The organism is Paraburkholderia sp. (assembly GCF_050742655.1).
GTDB lineage: Bacteria > Pseudomonadota > Gammaproteobacteria > Burkholderiales > Burkholderiaceae > Paraburkholderia.
In genome coordinates this window covers 17540-31588 of the sequence record NZ_JBOIGG010000035.1, presented here as the reverse complement: position 1 = coordinate 31588, position 14049 = coordinate 17540, and the positions used below count along the sequence as shown (strand labels likewise).

Here is a 14049-nt window from a genome sequence, read left to right as displayed (position 1 = left end):
TATGCAACCGTGTTGTCGCTACGCGCGTTCGGCAGATAGGAATCGAGCGAGCCGCTGCCGTAGATGTCCGGACCGAGCACGTCGGAATCGATCATCGCCCAGTAGGTCATCGTGTACACGCGGCCGAACGACAGCTGTCCATACGGGCTTGCGATACCGACCCACGCCTGGCGGCCGAATAGCCGGCCGCCCTGGTTGACGTCGCCGCCGCGCGTGTTGAAGCCGTTCTCGAGGTTGAACACCGCCTTGTAGCCACCGCCCAGGTCTTCGCTGCCGCGCAGGCCCCAGCGCGACGGTATTTCGCCGGTGATGCCCGGCATGCGCACGACCCCGTTGCCCGCCGCATTCGCATGCGACACGTATTCGACGCCGGTATCGAGAATGCCGTACAAGGTCACGCTGCTCTGGGCATACGCAGATGCACTGACCAGACCGAGTGCGCCTATCAGGACTGTTGAAAGTTTCATGGATCTCCACCTCCTGTTCGAGTTTTTCTAATGTTCGCCATACGATCAAAATTTCGATCAACGAACTTCTTATGACATGGCGGGGATACTAGTGAACGGAGGTTCGCGGCACATATGCGGGACAACCCGTAAATCAAGGCACGGGCGTGTGGGCCATCAGCCCGGAGCCGCGTCGGGCAAGACTTCCCGGGCACTATCTCGGATCTGCATAGTGCGTATCTGCTGGAGGGAGAGCGGAACGACAGGGAGAGGCAGGCTTGATGTGCTGCCCGCTTCGAAAGTTTGGGTGCTATCCAGCGAGCATCGATCACGCCGGGGTTTGAATATTTGCGAGGAAGAGACCATACGGTCATCGGCACCGGCATAGGGGCGTTGCCCCCGCCATGCCTGTTTCGATCTGGCGATCGGACTCGCCGCCGCCGATACGTTACCCCGGGCCACCCCGAGGTAACGCTCCCGATCAGATGCCCGTCAACCCCTGCAGACTGATCTTCGACTGCGTGTTCGCCGGCTGCTCGCCGAGCCTGGTCAACGCGCCGCTGCTACCGATCGAGTAGGCGACGATCTTGTCGTCACCGGCATAGTCCTGATACAGGAATTTGCCGTCCGGGCTGATCCACGAATCGTTCGCGAAACTCGACGTCGACACGGTCGACGTCGCCGGCTCGCTCGCCGCTGCAGCATTGACGAGCGCGAGCTTGCCGCTGCCGTCGATCGAGAACAGCGACACGGTGCCGCTGCCGTTGCCGATATACGCGAACCGGTTGTCGGGCGTCAGCGACACCCAGCACGGTGCCGCCTGCCCCGTCACCGCGAGCGGCCCGCTCAACGCCGTGAAACTGCCGCTCGATGCGAGCGAGTACGAGCTCGCGGTCACGCCTGCCGCATCCGACACCACGAACGTCGTCGACATCGCGCCGGTACCGAAACGGCCGCCGAACGGCCCCGTGCCGACCGACGTCGTCGCGACGGAGGTGCCGAGCGTCCCGTCCGCGTTGATCGGGAACGCGAGCAGCGTGTTGGCGGGTTGAACCGGCGTCAGCGTGCGCAGGAACCCGATGACCACGACGAACTTTCCGTCCGGACTCACCGAAACCTCCGTCGGCAGCGCGTCCTGCTGCACAACGGGGTACTGACCGATCTGCGTCAGCTTGCCGTCGTTGCCGACCCGATACGCACCGAGTTCCGACGCGCCCTGCTGATGCGTCACATACAGCACGCCGTTGAGGTAAGCGAGCGACGTCGGACGCGTGCCGCCCGTCGGCGACACCGCGAGCAGACTCAGGTTGCCCGACGCCTTGTCGATCGACAGCACGCTGACCGTGTTGTCGCCGGCGTTCGCGACGAAGAGGCGCGTGCCGTCCTGCGACACGATCACGCTGTTGTTGCCGGTCAGCGCATCCGGCGCCACCGCTCCGCCCATGAAGTAGTTGACGCCGTTGGTGCCCTTGCCGCCCGTCGCCACCGTGGCCTGCGCAGTGAGCGTGCCATCGGCGTTGCGCATGAAATGCAGGACCTCGTTGGTCGTGTCGTTGGTCTGTGCGAACAGTTGCGGGGCGGCCGTGTTGTTGCTGGGGGTGTGAACGTCGCCGCCGCACGCCGCCAGCAACGCGGACAGGACAGTAGCGGACAGATATGTTGCGGCGGACGATCGGAAGCGGAGAGGAGTAAGAGTATTCATGGTGGCTCCGGCACGAAGAGGAACAAGGGGAAAAGACAAGCCGAACCGCGACCCTCGCGAGGCGGGTCGGCCGATGGGACATCGAAGGGGTAATTCGGCGGAACCGGCCGGGCGGTTACAGCGGGGAGAAAATTTTTCTGCTCGACCGGCGACGAACCTGGTGCTCGCGTGCGGGACACGCGGGTCGGTCCGGCAAAGCGTGACGTCTAGCGCTGCCGCGAAGCCGGACCGTGAGCGGTCGACGGCACCCAAACGAAGATCCTGCGGCGCGGCGGCGTCAAGCTCGAGCTACCGCACGCCGCGGTCTTGCCGGTCCCTGAGGGGAAATGCGAAGCGGCCATGCACCGACGCGTGCAGGGGCTGACCTGAGGCGATATGGAACGCAGCCTCGCTGCGCTTACGGATTCAGAACGCGGACCGGCAACACAGCCGCGTCCACCAACCGGTCAATGCACGGCCGCCGCATCGCTGGCTGCCTGCGTAGTCTGGCCACCCGCGGCCGCGCGTTCGATTGCGTCGGGCGTATCGGATGACGCGGACGACGCCGATGACGCGGCCGGCACGCTCGCTGCCGCGGGCGCGGCGAGCGTCGGGATCGCCACGGCGGCAGCGGCAGCCGCAGCGGCCGTGACAGGCGTTGCCGGCACGACCGCCGGCAATGACGGTTTGGGTGCGACGGGCACCGCAGCCGGCGCCGGCGCCACCGGCACGTCGCCGCCCGGCAACGGACGGGCATCGACCTTCTCCGTCGATACCGGTCCCGCACGCACGACTGTCTGTAGATAGTGATCGACGAGCGCAAAGAAGCGCTCGTAGAACTTGCCCGACGGAATCGTCTCGCTCGACACCTTGACCATCGCGTCGTTGTTCGAGCGGATCGGCAGCGACAGCGACCCGAGGATGCTCAGCCCGACGCTCGCCGACGTATCGCTCTTCTTCATCGCATAGCCGTTCTGCACCGCGTTCACGTAGACGACGCTCGTATTGGTCTGCTCGACACCCGGCGTACACACCACATGAAATTCGACGACGATGTGCGAATCGCTGGTGGGCTGGAAATTCTTCGTACCGTCGACGGTGTCGTTGCGCGTCATCGTCGTCATGTAGCCCTGGCTCAGCAACGCGCGGCGCGCGCCCTCGCAGGTATCCGCGGTACTCGCGTTGAAGCCGCGTGCGTACGGACTCGATCCCGTGTCGAACAGCTCCTGCTGGAAGGCCGGCGGCTTAGTACCGGCGCAGGCGCCGAGCAGGAGCAATGCGGCGGTCGCGGCGAGTCCGGCGGCGCGGCGCGCGGCCAGGAAAACGGAAAATACGGAAGACGAGGCGGACATGATTCGGGACACTGCGTAACGAACGAACAGGCTAACGGACTAGCGGCCAGCCGACAAACTTCGGGACGCGCTTCGGCCTGGAGTGCGTGCATTGTAGCGGTTGCCGACCTCATCGACGCTTCGCTGCACGCGAAGAGGCTACGCGAGCCATCAGCGAATACGTTGAGATGTTCCATAACCGGCAACGCATGCAGGCTCGTCCCGATTACCTGTCACCTGCGGCATTCACGTAGCGACACGCTCTGAATCAGGTCGCGGCCGGGTCCGTCGGCGCTCACGCGTTCCGATCGACCTCAGGTTCGATGTCGCTTCCCGCATAGATGATCCGTGTTCCGTTACCCGTGAGCCATCTTGCGAATTCTTCGCTCAAGCCTTCGTCAGTGACAAGAAAATCGATCCGGTCCATTGCACCGAACGCTGCGAATTCCCGCCTCCCAAATTTCTTCGAATCCGCGAGGAGGTAGACCGTTTTGGCGGCGTCAATCATCGCTCGCTTGACATGCAGATCGATGAAGTCGGGATAGGAAATGCCCGACTCCATCGATACTCCCCCGGCGGCGAGGAAGAGCTTGTCGACAAACATCCCTTCAAAAAAGGTCGATGCTTTCTCGCCCGATACCGCGATCGTCTCCGGCTTGAACTCCCCGCCCGTCAACATCACCCGATTGGTCGGCTCCGCACCGAGGAGGATTGCAATATTGAGCGCGTTGGTCACGATACGCAGGTTTTGCCGGTCGAGCAGATTCATGGCGAGCTCGGTTGTCGTCGCACCGCAATCCAGAATGATGGACTCGCCGTTTTCGATGAAGCTCGCCGCCCTGCGCCCAATTAGCGCCTTTTCGGGGCTCGTCGGCAGAATGTTGGCGCTGTCATAGCCTCGTCGAACGGATTCCGGCGCCTCCGTCTTCAACCGGACATTGCCATGGACGCGCTCAACGCGGCCATGCCGCTGTAGCTCATCGACATCTTTTCGAATAGTTGGCATGGAAACGCCAAATTCACTGGAAAGCTCCGAAAGCTTGACCAGCTTGGCCGCCCGTACCCTTTCGAAGATCTGTTCTGTTCTGGTCCGTTGGTCCATTTTTTTCCCTGCGAAGCGCCTTTGTGCCCCGCCACGTAAGTACCTATTGTGCCTGAAACAGGCTGAATGTGGTCCATCCTGGGGTTTTCCCGTTTCTCGTGCATTTCCCTTTGACTTTCTATAGAAATATAAAGAAACTAAATACCAAGAAAACAGGAAGCTCTGGAGCCGAAAATGGAAAATCCCTTCAAGCAGTCCGGTGAGCTGCTACATCGGCGGGCGCAGGAAATACGCAAGAAAATCTGTGTGATGAATTTCACCGCGAAGAGCGGCCACACGGGCGGCGACATGTCCGAGGCGGACATTCTCGCAGCACTTTATTTCCATGTGCTTCGTTACCAGGTCCAGGCCGACCGGACAGTCAAATGGCATGACGAATTCATTCTTAGCAAGGGCCACGGTGTGGGGGGACTCTACGCGTGCTTCGCGGAGCTAGGGTGGTTAGAGGACGATGAGCTGCTCACCTACCTGAAGGACGATTCCCGGCTCCCGGGTCATCCGGTCAGGCAGAAGCTGCCCACCTGGGTGACGGTCAACACTGGCGGACTGGGGCATGGTTTTCCTATCGCCGCGGGGCTCGCAATGGCGAAGCAACGCCACGCCGACACCACCGCAGCATCGGCCGGACGAGTTTTCGTTCTCACGGGCGATGGCGAACTGGAAGAAGGCTCCAATTGGGAGGCAGCGATGGCTGCCGCCCACTTCGAGCTGTCGAACCTGGTCGTGATCGTCGACCGGAACCGGCTGCAACTGGCGGACTTCACGCACAACATCATGGACATGGACCCGCTCGATGAAAAATTCAGGTCTTTCGGATTCGAGGTTCATGACGTCAATGGAAACAAATCTGACAGCGTTTGGAAATTAATAGAAAGCCTCGACTGCGACAACGGGAAGCCGAAGGTGGTAATCGCGCACACGATCAAGGGCAGGGGCGTGTCTTTCATGGAGAACGTACCGGCATGGCATCACAAGTTCCCGGACGAGAACCAGCTGAAGCAGGCTTTGGAGGAACTGGATCATGCGTGAGGACGCTGACTTGCGTGACGGTGCGGTAAGCGCACTCGGACAACTGACGGCTGAAGGTCGGGACATTATGGTGATGGTCGCCGACTCCACGTCGACCGCGAGGATCGCCCCATTTCTCGACACCTATCCGAACCGGGTGATTAACGTCGGCATTGCCGAGCAGAACATGGTCGGCATGGCTGCAGGACTGGCGCTTGGCGGGCACATTGTCTTTACGGCGAATGCAGCGCCCTTCCTGGTCGCTCGTGCGAACGAACAGGTCAAGAACGACATCTGCTATAGCCGGACCAACGTGAAGATGCTGGGTCTCAACGCCGGCGTTGCATACGGTCCACTTGCGTCGACGCACCATGCGATCGACGACATTTCCATCATGAGCGGGTTTGGCAACGTTCAGATCTTCGCGCCATGCGACGCGATCGAGGCTGCGCAGATTGTCCGTTACGCGGCGAGCGTCGATGGTCCGGTCTATATCCGCCTGGATAACGCGAAGCTTCCGGTCCTCCATGACGCGAACCACGTCTTCGAGCCGGGCAAACCCGATGTGTTACGGCGTGGCGTGCCGGGAGCCGGGTCAGACGGCAGACGTGTGGCGATCGTGGCGCTCGGCTCGGTGGTCGGTGAAGCATTCGCTGGTTGCCAGGCGCTCGAGACCCAGGGGATCGCGCCGACGCTCATCAATCTCTCATCCATCCGTCCGCTCGATACGGATGCTCTCGTTGGCATCCTGACCGCACACGACATCATCGTAACGGTCGAAGAGCACTCGCTTCACGGTGGCATTGGCGCGTTGATCGCGATGCAGCTTGCGCGTCGCGGCGTTGCGCGACGCTTGACCACGCTCGGCGTGACCGAAGGCGAATTCGCGCATTACGGCACGCGTCCCGGCATTCGCAGGCACTACGGCATCGATGCCGCGGGAATCGAACAGGCAGTCCTTGCGCAAATCGCCGCATCCGCCACATCCGCCGCGATCGCATAAGCAGCAGACTGGCAACAGCATTCGGAATATTCAGGAGATGAACATGGCAACCCAGTACGACATGTCGCTACGGCACGGTGTCGATTTCGATTTTCGGCTCGACGGGCAGATCGCGGTGGTGACCGGGGGGCTTGGCGGGATCGCGATGGCCACGAACACAGTGTTGATCGGCAAGGGCGCGCGCGTCGCGGTTCTCTATCCGCGCTTCGAACAGGATCGGGTCGCCGCAGCCATCGAGACGCTCGGTGCCGGGCATGCGGCTGCCTTTCCATGTGATGTCGGCGATGAGTCAGATGTCGCCGCTGCAATGGAAGCGGCGGTTGCGCATTTCGGTGACCTGCACTTGCTGGTCAACGCGGCAGGCACCATCACGCTCACCGCGGCTGAGGACATCACTCTCGAAGAATGGCGTCGTCAGATCGACGTGAACCTGACGGGGCCTTTTCTCTGCTCAAAACATTTCGCGCGGCATGTATTCGCGCGAGGCCATCGGGCGAAGATCATCAACATCGCGTCCCAGGCCGCGACGGTCGCGATCGACAAACATTGCGCCTATACGTCGGCCAAGGCGGGCCTGATCGGCATGACGAAGACGCTCGCGAAAGAGTGGAGCCGGCGCGGTATTACGGTCAATACGGTTTCTCCGACCGTCGTACTGACGCCGATGGGCGCAGCTGCATGGGACGGTGAGAAAGGTGAACGCATGAAGGATCTGATTCCCGTCGGTCGGTTCGCCTACACAGACGAAATCGCAGCGGCGATTCTCTTTCTCGCGTCGAACGGCTCGGACATGATCAACGGGGCGGACCTGATGATCGACGGCGGCTACACGATCTACTGATCGCCATGACGCAATGTGCCCAACGAGGTGCGCCATAGCAACAAACGGGAGACGACTCGTGAGCAAATCCATCGGAAACAGCACCCGTGCGCCTGAACGACAGGCGACCAGGGGACAGGCCATCGTACGGCCAACCCGCCACGGCTGGACAGCCGTGCTGCTGGAACAGGGGCCTCTGATCAGCCTTGTACTACTGTGTGTGGTCATGTCGGTGATGACGCCGTCCTTTCTGTCCGTGCGCAATCTGCTAAACGTACTCGATCAGATTACGGTGCTCGGCATCATGGCCCTCGGCATGACCGCGGTAATCGTGATTGGCGGCATCGACCTGTCGGTTGGATCGGTACTGGCGCTGGGCATGATGGTGATGGGGTGGCTCGCGAACAGCGCCGGTATCCCCCTGGTCGCGGCAATTCCGATCAGCATCGTTGCGTGCGCGGCATGCGGCCTGGCATCGGGACTGCTCGTCGTCTCGGTGCGACTGCCGGCATTTATCGCCACGCTTGCGATGATGTCCGTGGCACGCGGCATCGCGAACATCATCACCGACGGTGAACAGATCGTGGGATATCCGGACTGGTTCACCTCCCTGTCGATTGTCAGGCATTTCGGCTTTCTGTCTGCCACGGTCGGCCTGTTCGTTGTACTGGTGATCATGGGCTTTGTCGTGCTCAAGTACCGCGTGGTCGGGCGGAGTCTCTACGCAATCGGCGGCAGCGCCGAGGTCGCGCGCCTGGCGGGTATCAAGGTGCGCACCACCACGGTCGCCGTCTACGCTTTGTGCGGCGCGCTCGCCGGCCTCGCCGCCGTCGTGCTTGCAAGCCGTCTCGACTCGTCGCAGCCGAGTGCCGGCACCGGCTATGAACTCGATACGATCGCGGCCGTTGTGATTGGCGGCGCAAGCCTTGCCGGCGGCGTCGGCTCGATTGGGGGCACGGTAGTCGGTGTGCTGACGATCGGCGTGCTGAGAAACGGCCTGAATCTGATTGGCGTATCGCCGTTCGTGCAGCAGATCGTAATTGGTGCCGTCATCGTCCTGGCTGTCGGCGCAGACACGCTGCGCCGTCGTAACGCGACCTGATCGATGTGCGGCCAGCCTTCTACCCGCGCACGATTCCTCAGCTCTAAAAACAACTGGAGACTTTCATGAATCGACGTTTTGCTTCTTCCTCGCTGCTTGCTCTCGCCGCATCGTTGGGTTTTGCGCTCGCAAGTCCGAATGCATTTGCCGAAACGCCAAAAACGATTGGCCTCGCTGTCGCCAATCTGCAGGCGGATTTCTTCAATCAGATCAAGCAATCCGTTGTCGCTTATGCAAAGACAAAGGGCGTCAACGTCATCACCGTCGATGCAAAAGGCGACGCGGCCACCCAGGTCAACCAGATTCAAGACCTGCTGACGCGCAAAATCGACGCGCTGATCTACATTCCGGCCGGGGCCACTGCGGCGGGCGTGCCGGTGAGAGCGGCGAAGTCCGCAGGCGTACCGGTCATCGCGGTCGACCGAAACGCCCCCGATGCGCCGGGTGACACGTTCATCGCGACCGACAGCGTCAAGGCGGCAGAGGAGCTCGGCGACTGGATCGTCAAGCAGACCGGCGGTCACGCAACCGTCGCCGAGCTGCAAGGGCAGCTCGGCACGACACCTGAGCTGGCACGCGAGAAGGGTTTCACGGCCGCGATCTCGAAGGCGCCCGGCATCAAGGTCGTCGCCCGGCAGCCTGCTGAATGGGCGCAGGACAAGGGCTTCGCCGTCGCTCAGGACATGCTGCAGAAGAATCCGGACATCAACGTAATCTTCGGGCACGCCGACGCGATGGCGCTCGGCGCGGCGCAAGCGGTCAAGATCGCGAACGTTGGGCACAAGGTGCTGATTGCCGGTTTCGACGGCGACACGGCGGGTCTCAAGGCCGTGCGCGACGGCGTGATCGCTGTGACGATGACGCAGCAGACGCAGCTGATGGGGCGCATGGCCGTCGATTCCGCGCTCGACCTGCTCGCCGGCAAGAAGATCCCCGCCGAACAATTGCTGCCCGCGACCCTGACTACGAAAGCGAACGTCGGTCCGTTCATTGCAAACCATCCGTAACAGCCCGATGGTATGGCGGGGTGCGTGCCGCACCCCCGCACTCGCACCTGGTTTGCACGGAGGCACGATGAATTCGAACGATGTGGCCGTCGGCCACAATGTGATGGACGCGGAACGTATCCCGCACCAGGGGTTGATCATACGTGGCGTCGCAAAGAGCTTTAACCAGAACGTCGTGCTTGACGGCATCAATCTCGATGTGCGGCCTGGTACGGTGGTGGCATTGCTCGGCGAAAACGGCGCGGGTAAGTCAACGCTATCGTCGATCATCGCCGGCGCACTGCAGCCCGACGAGGACGCGTGCATGTTCTGGAGCGGCAAGCCATATGCACCAGAGTCGCCGCGGGACGCACTTGCATGCGGTATCGGGTTGATCCACCAGGAAACGCGGCTTCTGCCGGATCTGTCCATCGCTGAAAACGTATTTGTGGGTCGACTTCCGATGAAGCATGGAAAGGTCGATCGCCAGCAGATGGCCCGGCGGGCAGAGGAGCAATTGCATCGTCTCGGGCTGGATGTACCGGCTACCCGACTCGTACGTACGTTACGGGTCGCCGCGCAGCAACAGGTGGAAATCGCGAAGGCGCTGACGCTCGATGCACGCCTGTTGATTCTCGACGAGCCGACCGCAGCACTCGGAGGCGCCGAGACCGATCGCCTGTTCGAGCAGATTTCGATGCTGAAGGCGCAAGGGATGTCGTTTATCTATATCAGCCATCGTCTGGAGGAGATCGCCCGGATCGCCGATCGCATCGTCGTATTGCGCGATGGGCGGCTCATTGCGGATCACGACAGCGCGGCCGTGCCCGTCAATACGCTGATCGAACAGATGGTCGGAAGAAACGTCGAGCGGCTGTTTCCGGATTTCAAGCCACCCCGCGCGAATACGATGCTCGACGTGAAGTCGCTGACGTCAGCGCAAGATGACTTCCGCGATATTTCCTTTTCGGTGCATGCAGGTGAAGTCTTTGGCATTGCGGGCATCGTCGGCGCGGGACGCACGGAACTCGTGCGCTCGATCGCGGGCGTAGACGCGACTTCAGGCGGCAGCGTTGCGGTCGACGGGCAGACACTTCGGCTAGATGGTCCATCTGATGCGATCCACGCCGGGGTCGTTCTCGTACCCGAGGATCGCAAAGCGCATGGCGTGGTGCTCGAGCATTCGATTGAGGACAACTTTGCCTATGGAAACCTCGACCGCTTCAGCCAGCGAGGCTGGCTGAAGCCGCGGCGAGTGCGTGAACTCGCGAACGAACTGATCGAGCGACTAGGCGTGAAAGGACGCCCCCAGCAGCGAGCGGGTGCGCTATCGGGCGGAAACCAGCAAAAGGTCGTGCTCGCCAAGTGGCTGGCTCGCGACCCCAAGGTGGTCATTCTCGACGAGCCGACTCGGGGAATCGATGTAGGCGCGCGTGCGGCGATCTATGAGGTGATTGCCGGACTTGCGGCTCGCGGCGTTGCAGTGGTTGTCGTGAGCTCGGATCTCGAAGAGGTGCTGGGACTTTCTCATCGCGTGATGGTCCTTGCGCGCGGCGAGTGCCAGGGCGTGCTTCCTCGTAGCGAAGCGGACAGTGTGCGCGTGATGGAGCTGGCAACCGCCTGATCGTGGTCTTCTGGAACAGAGCGTCCGAAAACGGAAGCTCCGGTGCTTTTAAATGGGTGTCCTGAAATGTATTACGTTTTGGCTATCGATCAGGGAACGAGCGGAACGAAGGCATTGATCTTCGACGAGCAAGGATCGGTCTGCGCGAGGGGATTCGAGCTGCTTCAATGCACTCATCTCCGCCCTGGGTTTGTCGAGCAGGACCCGAATGCGCTTTACGGTTCCGTGTTGCGTGCCGTACAACAGTGCCTGCAGCACTTCAGTGGCGACGCTGCCCGCATCGCCGGCGTGGCGATTTCGAGTCAGCGCGAAACCGTCGTACTGTGGCATCAGGACGGTACACCGGTCGTGCCGGCCATCTCGTGGCAATGCCAACGCTCACTCGGTATCTGCAAGCGCCTGCGTGAAAACGGGATGGCGCCTCGCATCGCCGCGCGAACGGGGCTGCTGCTCGATCCATACTTTTCCGCATCAAAGCTCATCTGGCTTCATGAAAACGATGCGAAGGCGCGCCAGGCGATTGATGCGGGTCGTGCGTACTTCGGGACGGTCGATAGCTGGCTGCTGTTCCGGATGACGCACGGCGCAGCGTACCTAACCGATTACACGAACGCGTCACGGACGATGCTGTTCAATCTCGAGACGCTTGAATGGGATCGCGAGTTGCTGGCAGATTTCGGCCTGCAAAGCTTGCGGCTACCGGAACTCAGGCCCTCGTCGGCGGATTTCGGGGTGACCGATTTCGACGGGATACTCGATCGCCCGGTGCCGATCGTCTCGATGATCGGCGACTCGCACGCGGCTGCCTTGGGCGAAGGATGCCTCAGTCCCGGTGTTGCGAAGGCGACCATGGGGACGGGTTCGTCAATCATGATGAACGTGGGCAACAAACCTCAGGCGGCGGATCACGGACTCGTGTCGACCTTGTGCTTTGCCACGAAACACCGCGTGGACTACGCACTGGAGGGGATCGTCATCAGTGCGGGTTCGACTCCCTCGTTCCTCAAGGAGAAGCTGCGCCTCGTGAAGGATTTCGCCGAGGCGGAGCAGGCATTTACGGACTACGACAACGGCGGTGTATTCCTGATTCCGGCGTTTTCCGGTATCGGTTGTCCGCACTGGAAGTATCCCGGCGGCGCACAGATCGTGGGGCTGAATTTTTCGACGTCCTGGCAAAACGTCGCGCGTGCAGCATACGAGTCCATCGTCTATCAGATCAAGGACGTGATTGCCGTCATGGAGCAGGCCGCGAACGTGCCGCTTCGCGAACTGTTCCTCGACGGTGGACTGGTTCAGCGACCGTTCCTGCTTCAATACCTTGCCGACACGCTGAACCGTCCGGTAAGTACGCTCGCGCTGAGCGAGATATCGGCCGCTGGCGCCGCGGCGCTCGCCGCACTGACGCTCGGGTCGATAAGCTCTCTCGACGCATACCGCGAAACACGCGTCGTAGCACGACGCGTAGAACCGGGAAGCGGTATCGAAGCCGCTGCACGAAACCACGAGCAGTGGCTGCAATGGATTGAGCGGCTCTAGAGTTAACGGTTAACGAGGAATGAGAAAATGGTCTGTCAACAGCGTTTCGCCAACAAGGTGGTGGTGGTCACCGGCGGCAGCCGGGGCATCGGGCTTGGCATCGCCACACGCTTCGCTGAGGAAGGTGCGAAGGTTTGCGTGTCAGCCAACGAAAAGGCTGTCCACGACGCGGCGGCGCAACTGCTCGACGCTGGATTCGATGCGATCGGCGTCGAGGCCGACGTTACCAGCAAGGAGCAGGTCATTGCGCTCTACGACGAGGTCGCGGCCAGGCTCGGTGAGGTCGACGTTTCCGTCCAGAACGCGGGCGTCATCACCATTGCCAGACTGCCCGATCTCACGGAACAGGAATGGGACAAGGTACTCGCAGTCAATACGAAGGGCGTCTTCCTGTGCTGTCAGGAGGCGGCTACCCGGATGCTTCGTTCAGGCAAGGCCGGCCGGTTGATCAACACGGCGTCTGGCCAGGCGAGGCAAGGTTTTGTCTATACGCCGCACTACGCAGCCAGCAAGTTTGGTGTTCTCGGTATCACGCAGAGTCTGGCAAAAGAGCTGGCGCCTACTGGCATCACGGTGAACGCTTTTTGCCCCGGGATTATCACCACGGACATGTGGTCCTACAACGACGAAGCCTGGGGCAAGTTGCTGGGCGATTACAAGCCGGGCGAACTGATGACGGAGTGGGTCAACAATATTCCGATGAAGCGGGCGGGCACCGATAAAGATGTGGCTGGACTGGTGGCCTTCCTTGCTTCTGACGATGCGTCGTATATCACGGGTCAGACGGTCAACGTCGACGGTGGCATGTTTATGTCCTGACGGGCAATGCATGCGGCAGCGAGGCGGTTGCCCGCTGCTGCGCAAGCGTCATCTCGCGGAGTTACTGCGGCACCAGCGAGGAAAGTTTGAGCACGGTATCCGCACACGCACGGGCTGCTTCTTCCCCCTTGACAACGAAGTGGTCCATGAAGAACTTGATATGTTCTTCGCCGTGGTGAAAGTGGTGCGGCGTTAGCACCGCGGAGAAGACAGGTATGCCTGTTTCCAGTTGAACCTGCATCAACCCGCTGATGACAGCCTGAGCGACGAATTCATGGCGGTAAATACCGCCGTCGACGACGAGACCTGCTGCGACGATGCCGGCGTAACGACCGCTCTGCGCAAGCCGTTTCGCGTGAAGAGGAATCTCGAATGCACCTGGCACTTCGAAAAGATCGATGTCGTCGGTGCTGTAGCCGCATTCCTTGATGGCATCAAGGAAAGAGGTCTTACACCGGTCAACGATGTCGCGATGCCAGCATGCCTGAACGAAGGCGATACGTGGGCAACCGCTGCTGGAAAGCAAATCTGTTGGTGCCTGAAAGGAGAGCGATCTGTTCATGGATTTCAGCCTGTTTGTGTGAACAGGGC

At 61.2% G+C, this 14049-nt stretch carries 13 protein-coding genes and 1 pseudogene; 9 read left to right on the top strand and 5 right to left on the bottom strand.

Annotation, left to right across the window (positions count from 1 at the left end; genetic code table 11):
- From ACREXZ_RS29670 to ACREXZ_RS29660, 3 genes are all read right to left on the bottom strand, one after another.
- Window positions 1-467: porin (locus ACREXZ_RS29670; RefSeq protein ID WP_431767703.1), on the bottom strand; the 467-nt coding region annotated here is incomplete at its 3' end.
- 460 nt (window positions 468-927) lie between these two features.
- Window positions 928-2148, bottom strand: coding sequence for a lactonase family protein (locus tag ACREXZ_RS29665; protein ID WP_431767702.1), 1221 nt, complete (start codon window positions 2146-2148; stop codon window positions 928-930).
- A 446-nt stretch (window positions 2149-2594) separates the two neighbouring features.
- Window positions 2595-3479, bottom strand: coding sequence for a DUF2242 domain-containing protein (locus ACREXZ_RS29660; RefSeq protein ID WP_431767701.1), 885 nt, complete (start codon window positions 3477-3479; stop codon window positions 2595-2597).
- A 110-nt stretch (window positions 3480-3589) separates the two neighbouring features.
- Here ACREXZ_RS29660 and ACREXZ_RS29655 point away from each other — a divergent pair.
- Window positions 3590-3712, top strand: a pseudogene (locus tag ACREXZ_RS29655) (IS3 family transposase); the annotation flags it as partial.
- Window positions 3713-3753: 41 nt separating this feature from the next.
- Here ACREXZ_RS29655 and ACREXZ_RS29650 read toward each other — a convergent pair.
- A complete protein-coding gene (locus ACREXZ_RS29650; RefSeq protein ID WP_431767700.1) occupies window positions 3754-4560 on the bottom strand; it encodes a DeoR/GlpR family DNA-binding transcription regulator in 807 nt (268 codons plus the stop codon).
- Window positions 4561-4734: 174 nt separating this feature from the next.
- On the opposite strand from ACREXZ_RS29650, the gene ACREXZ_RS29645 reads away from it, so the two are divergent.
- The 8 genes from ACREXZ_RS29645 (at window position 4735) to ACREXZ_RS29610 (ending at window position 13458) form a co-directional block, all read left to right on the top strand.
- Window positions 4735-5589 carry a transketolase gene (locus tag ACREXZ_RS29645; RefSeq protein WP_431767699.1) on the top strand — a complete coding sequence of 285 codons (855 nt, stop codon included), beginning with the start codon at window positions 4735-4737 and terminating at the stop codon, window positions 5587-5589.
- Window positions 5582-6571 (top strand): transketolase family protein, encoded by a 990-nt coding sequence (locus ACREXZ_RS29640; protein WP_431767698.1) that lies wholly within the window; start codon window positions 5582-5584, stop codon window positions 6569-6571. Before ACREXZ_RS29645 ends, ACREXZ_RS29640 begins: the two co-directional genes overlap by 8 nt.
- Before the next feature lie 43 nt (window positions 6572-6614).
- The gene (locus tag ACREXZ_RS29635; RefSeq protein ID WP_431767697.1) at window positions 6615-7412 is read left to right on the top strand and encodes a GolD/DthD family dehydrogenase; all 798 of its coding nucleotides are present in this window, start codon (window positions 6615-6617) and stop codon (window positions 7410-7412) included.
- A 58-nt stretch (window positions 7413-7470) separates the two neighbouring features.
- Entirely contained in the window at window positions 7471-8493 is a 1023-nt protein-coding gene (locus ACREXZ_RS29630) for an ABC transporter permease (RefSeq protein WP_431767696.1), read from the top strand.
- Window positions 8494-8558: 65 nt separating this feature from the next.
- The gene (locus tag ACREXZ_RS29625; protein ID WP_431767695.1) at window positions 8559-9500 is read left to right on the top strand and encodes a sugar ABC transporter substrate-binding protein; all 942 of its coding nucleotides are present in this window, start codon (window positions 8559-8561) and stop codon (window positions 9498-9500) included.
- Window positions 9501-9567: 67 nt separating this feature from the next.
- Window positions 9568-11103, top strand: coding sequence for a sugar ABC transporter ATP-binding protein (locus ACREXZ_RS29620; RefSeq protein ID WP_431767694.1), 1536 nt, complete (start codon window positions 9568-9570; stop codon window positions 11101-11103).
- Window positions 11104-11145: 42 nt separating this feature from the next.
- Window positions 11146-12639, top strand: coding sequence for an FGGY-family carbohydrate kinase (locus ACREXZ_RS29615; RefSeq protein WP_431767693.1), 1494 nt, complete (start codon window positions 11146-11148; stop codon window positions 12637-12639).
- Between the two features lie 27 nt (window positions 12640-12666).
- Window positions 12667-13458: a glucose 1-dehydrogenase gene (locus tag ACREXZ_RS29610; protein ID WP_431767692.1), complete on the top strand. Its 792-nt coding sequence runs from the start codon at window positions 12667-12669 to the stop codon at window positions 13456-13458.
- A gap of 61 nt (window positions 13459-13519) precedes the next feature.
- On the opposite strand, the gene ACREXZ_RS29605 is transcribed toward ACREXZ_RS29610, so the two are convergent.
- Window positions 13520-14020: a 6,7-dimethyl-8-ribityllumazine synthase gene (locus ACREXZ_RS29605; RefSeq protein WP_431767691.1), complete on the bottom strand. Its 501-nt coding sequence runs from the start codon at window positions 14018-14020 to the stop codon at window positions 13520-13522.
- Window positions 14021-14049 lie beyond the last annotated feature (29 nt).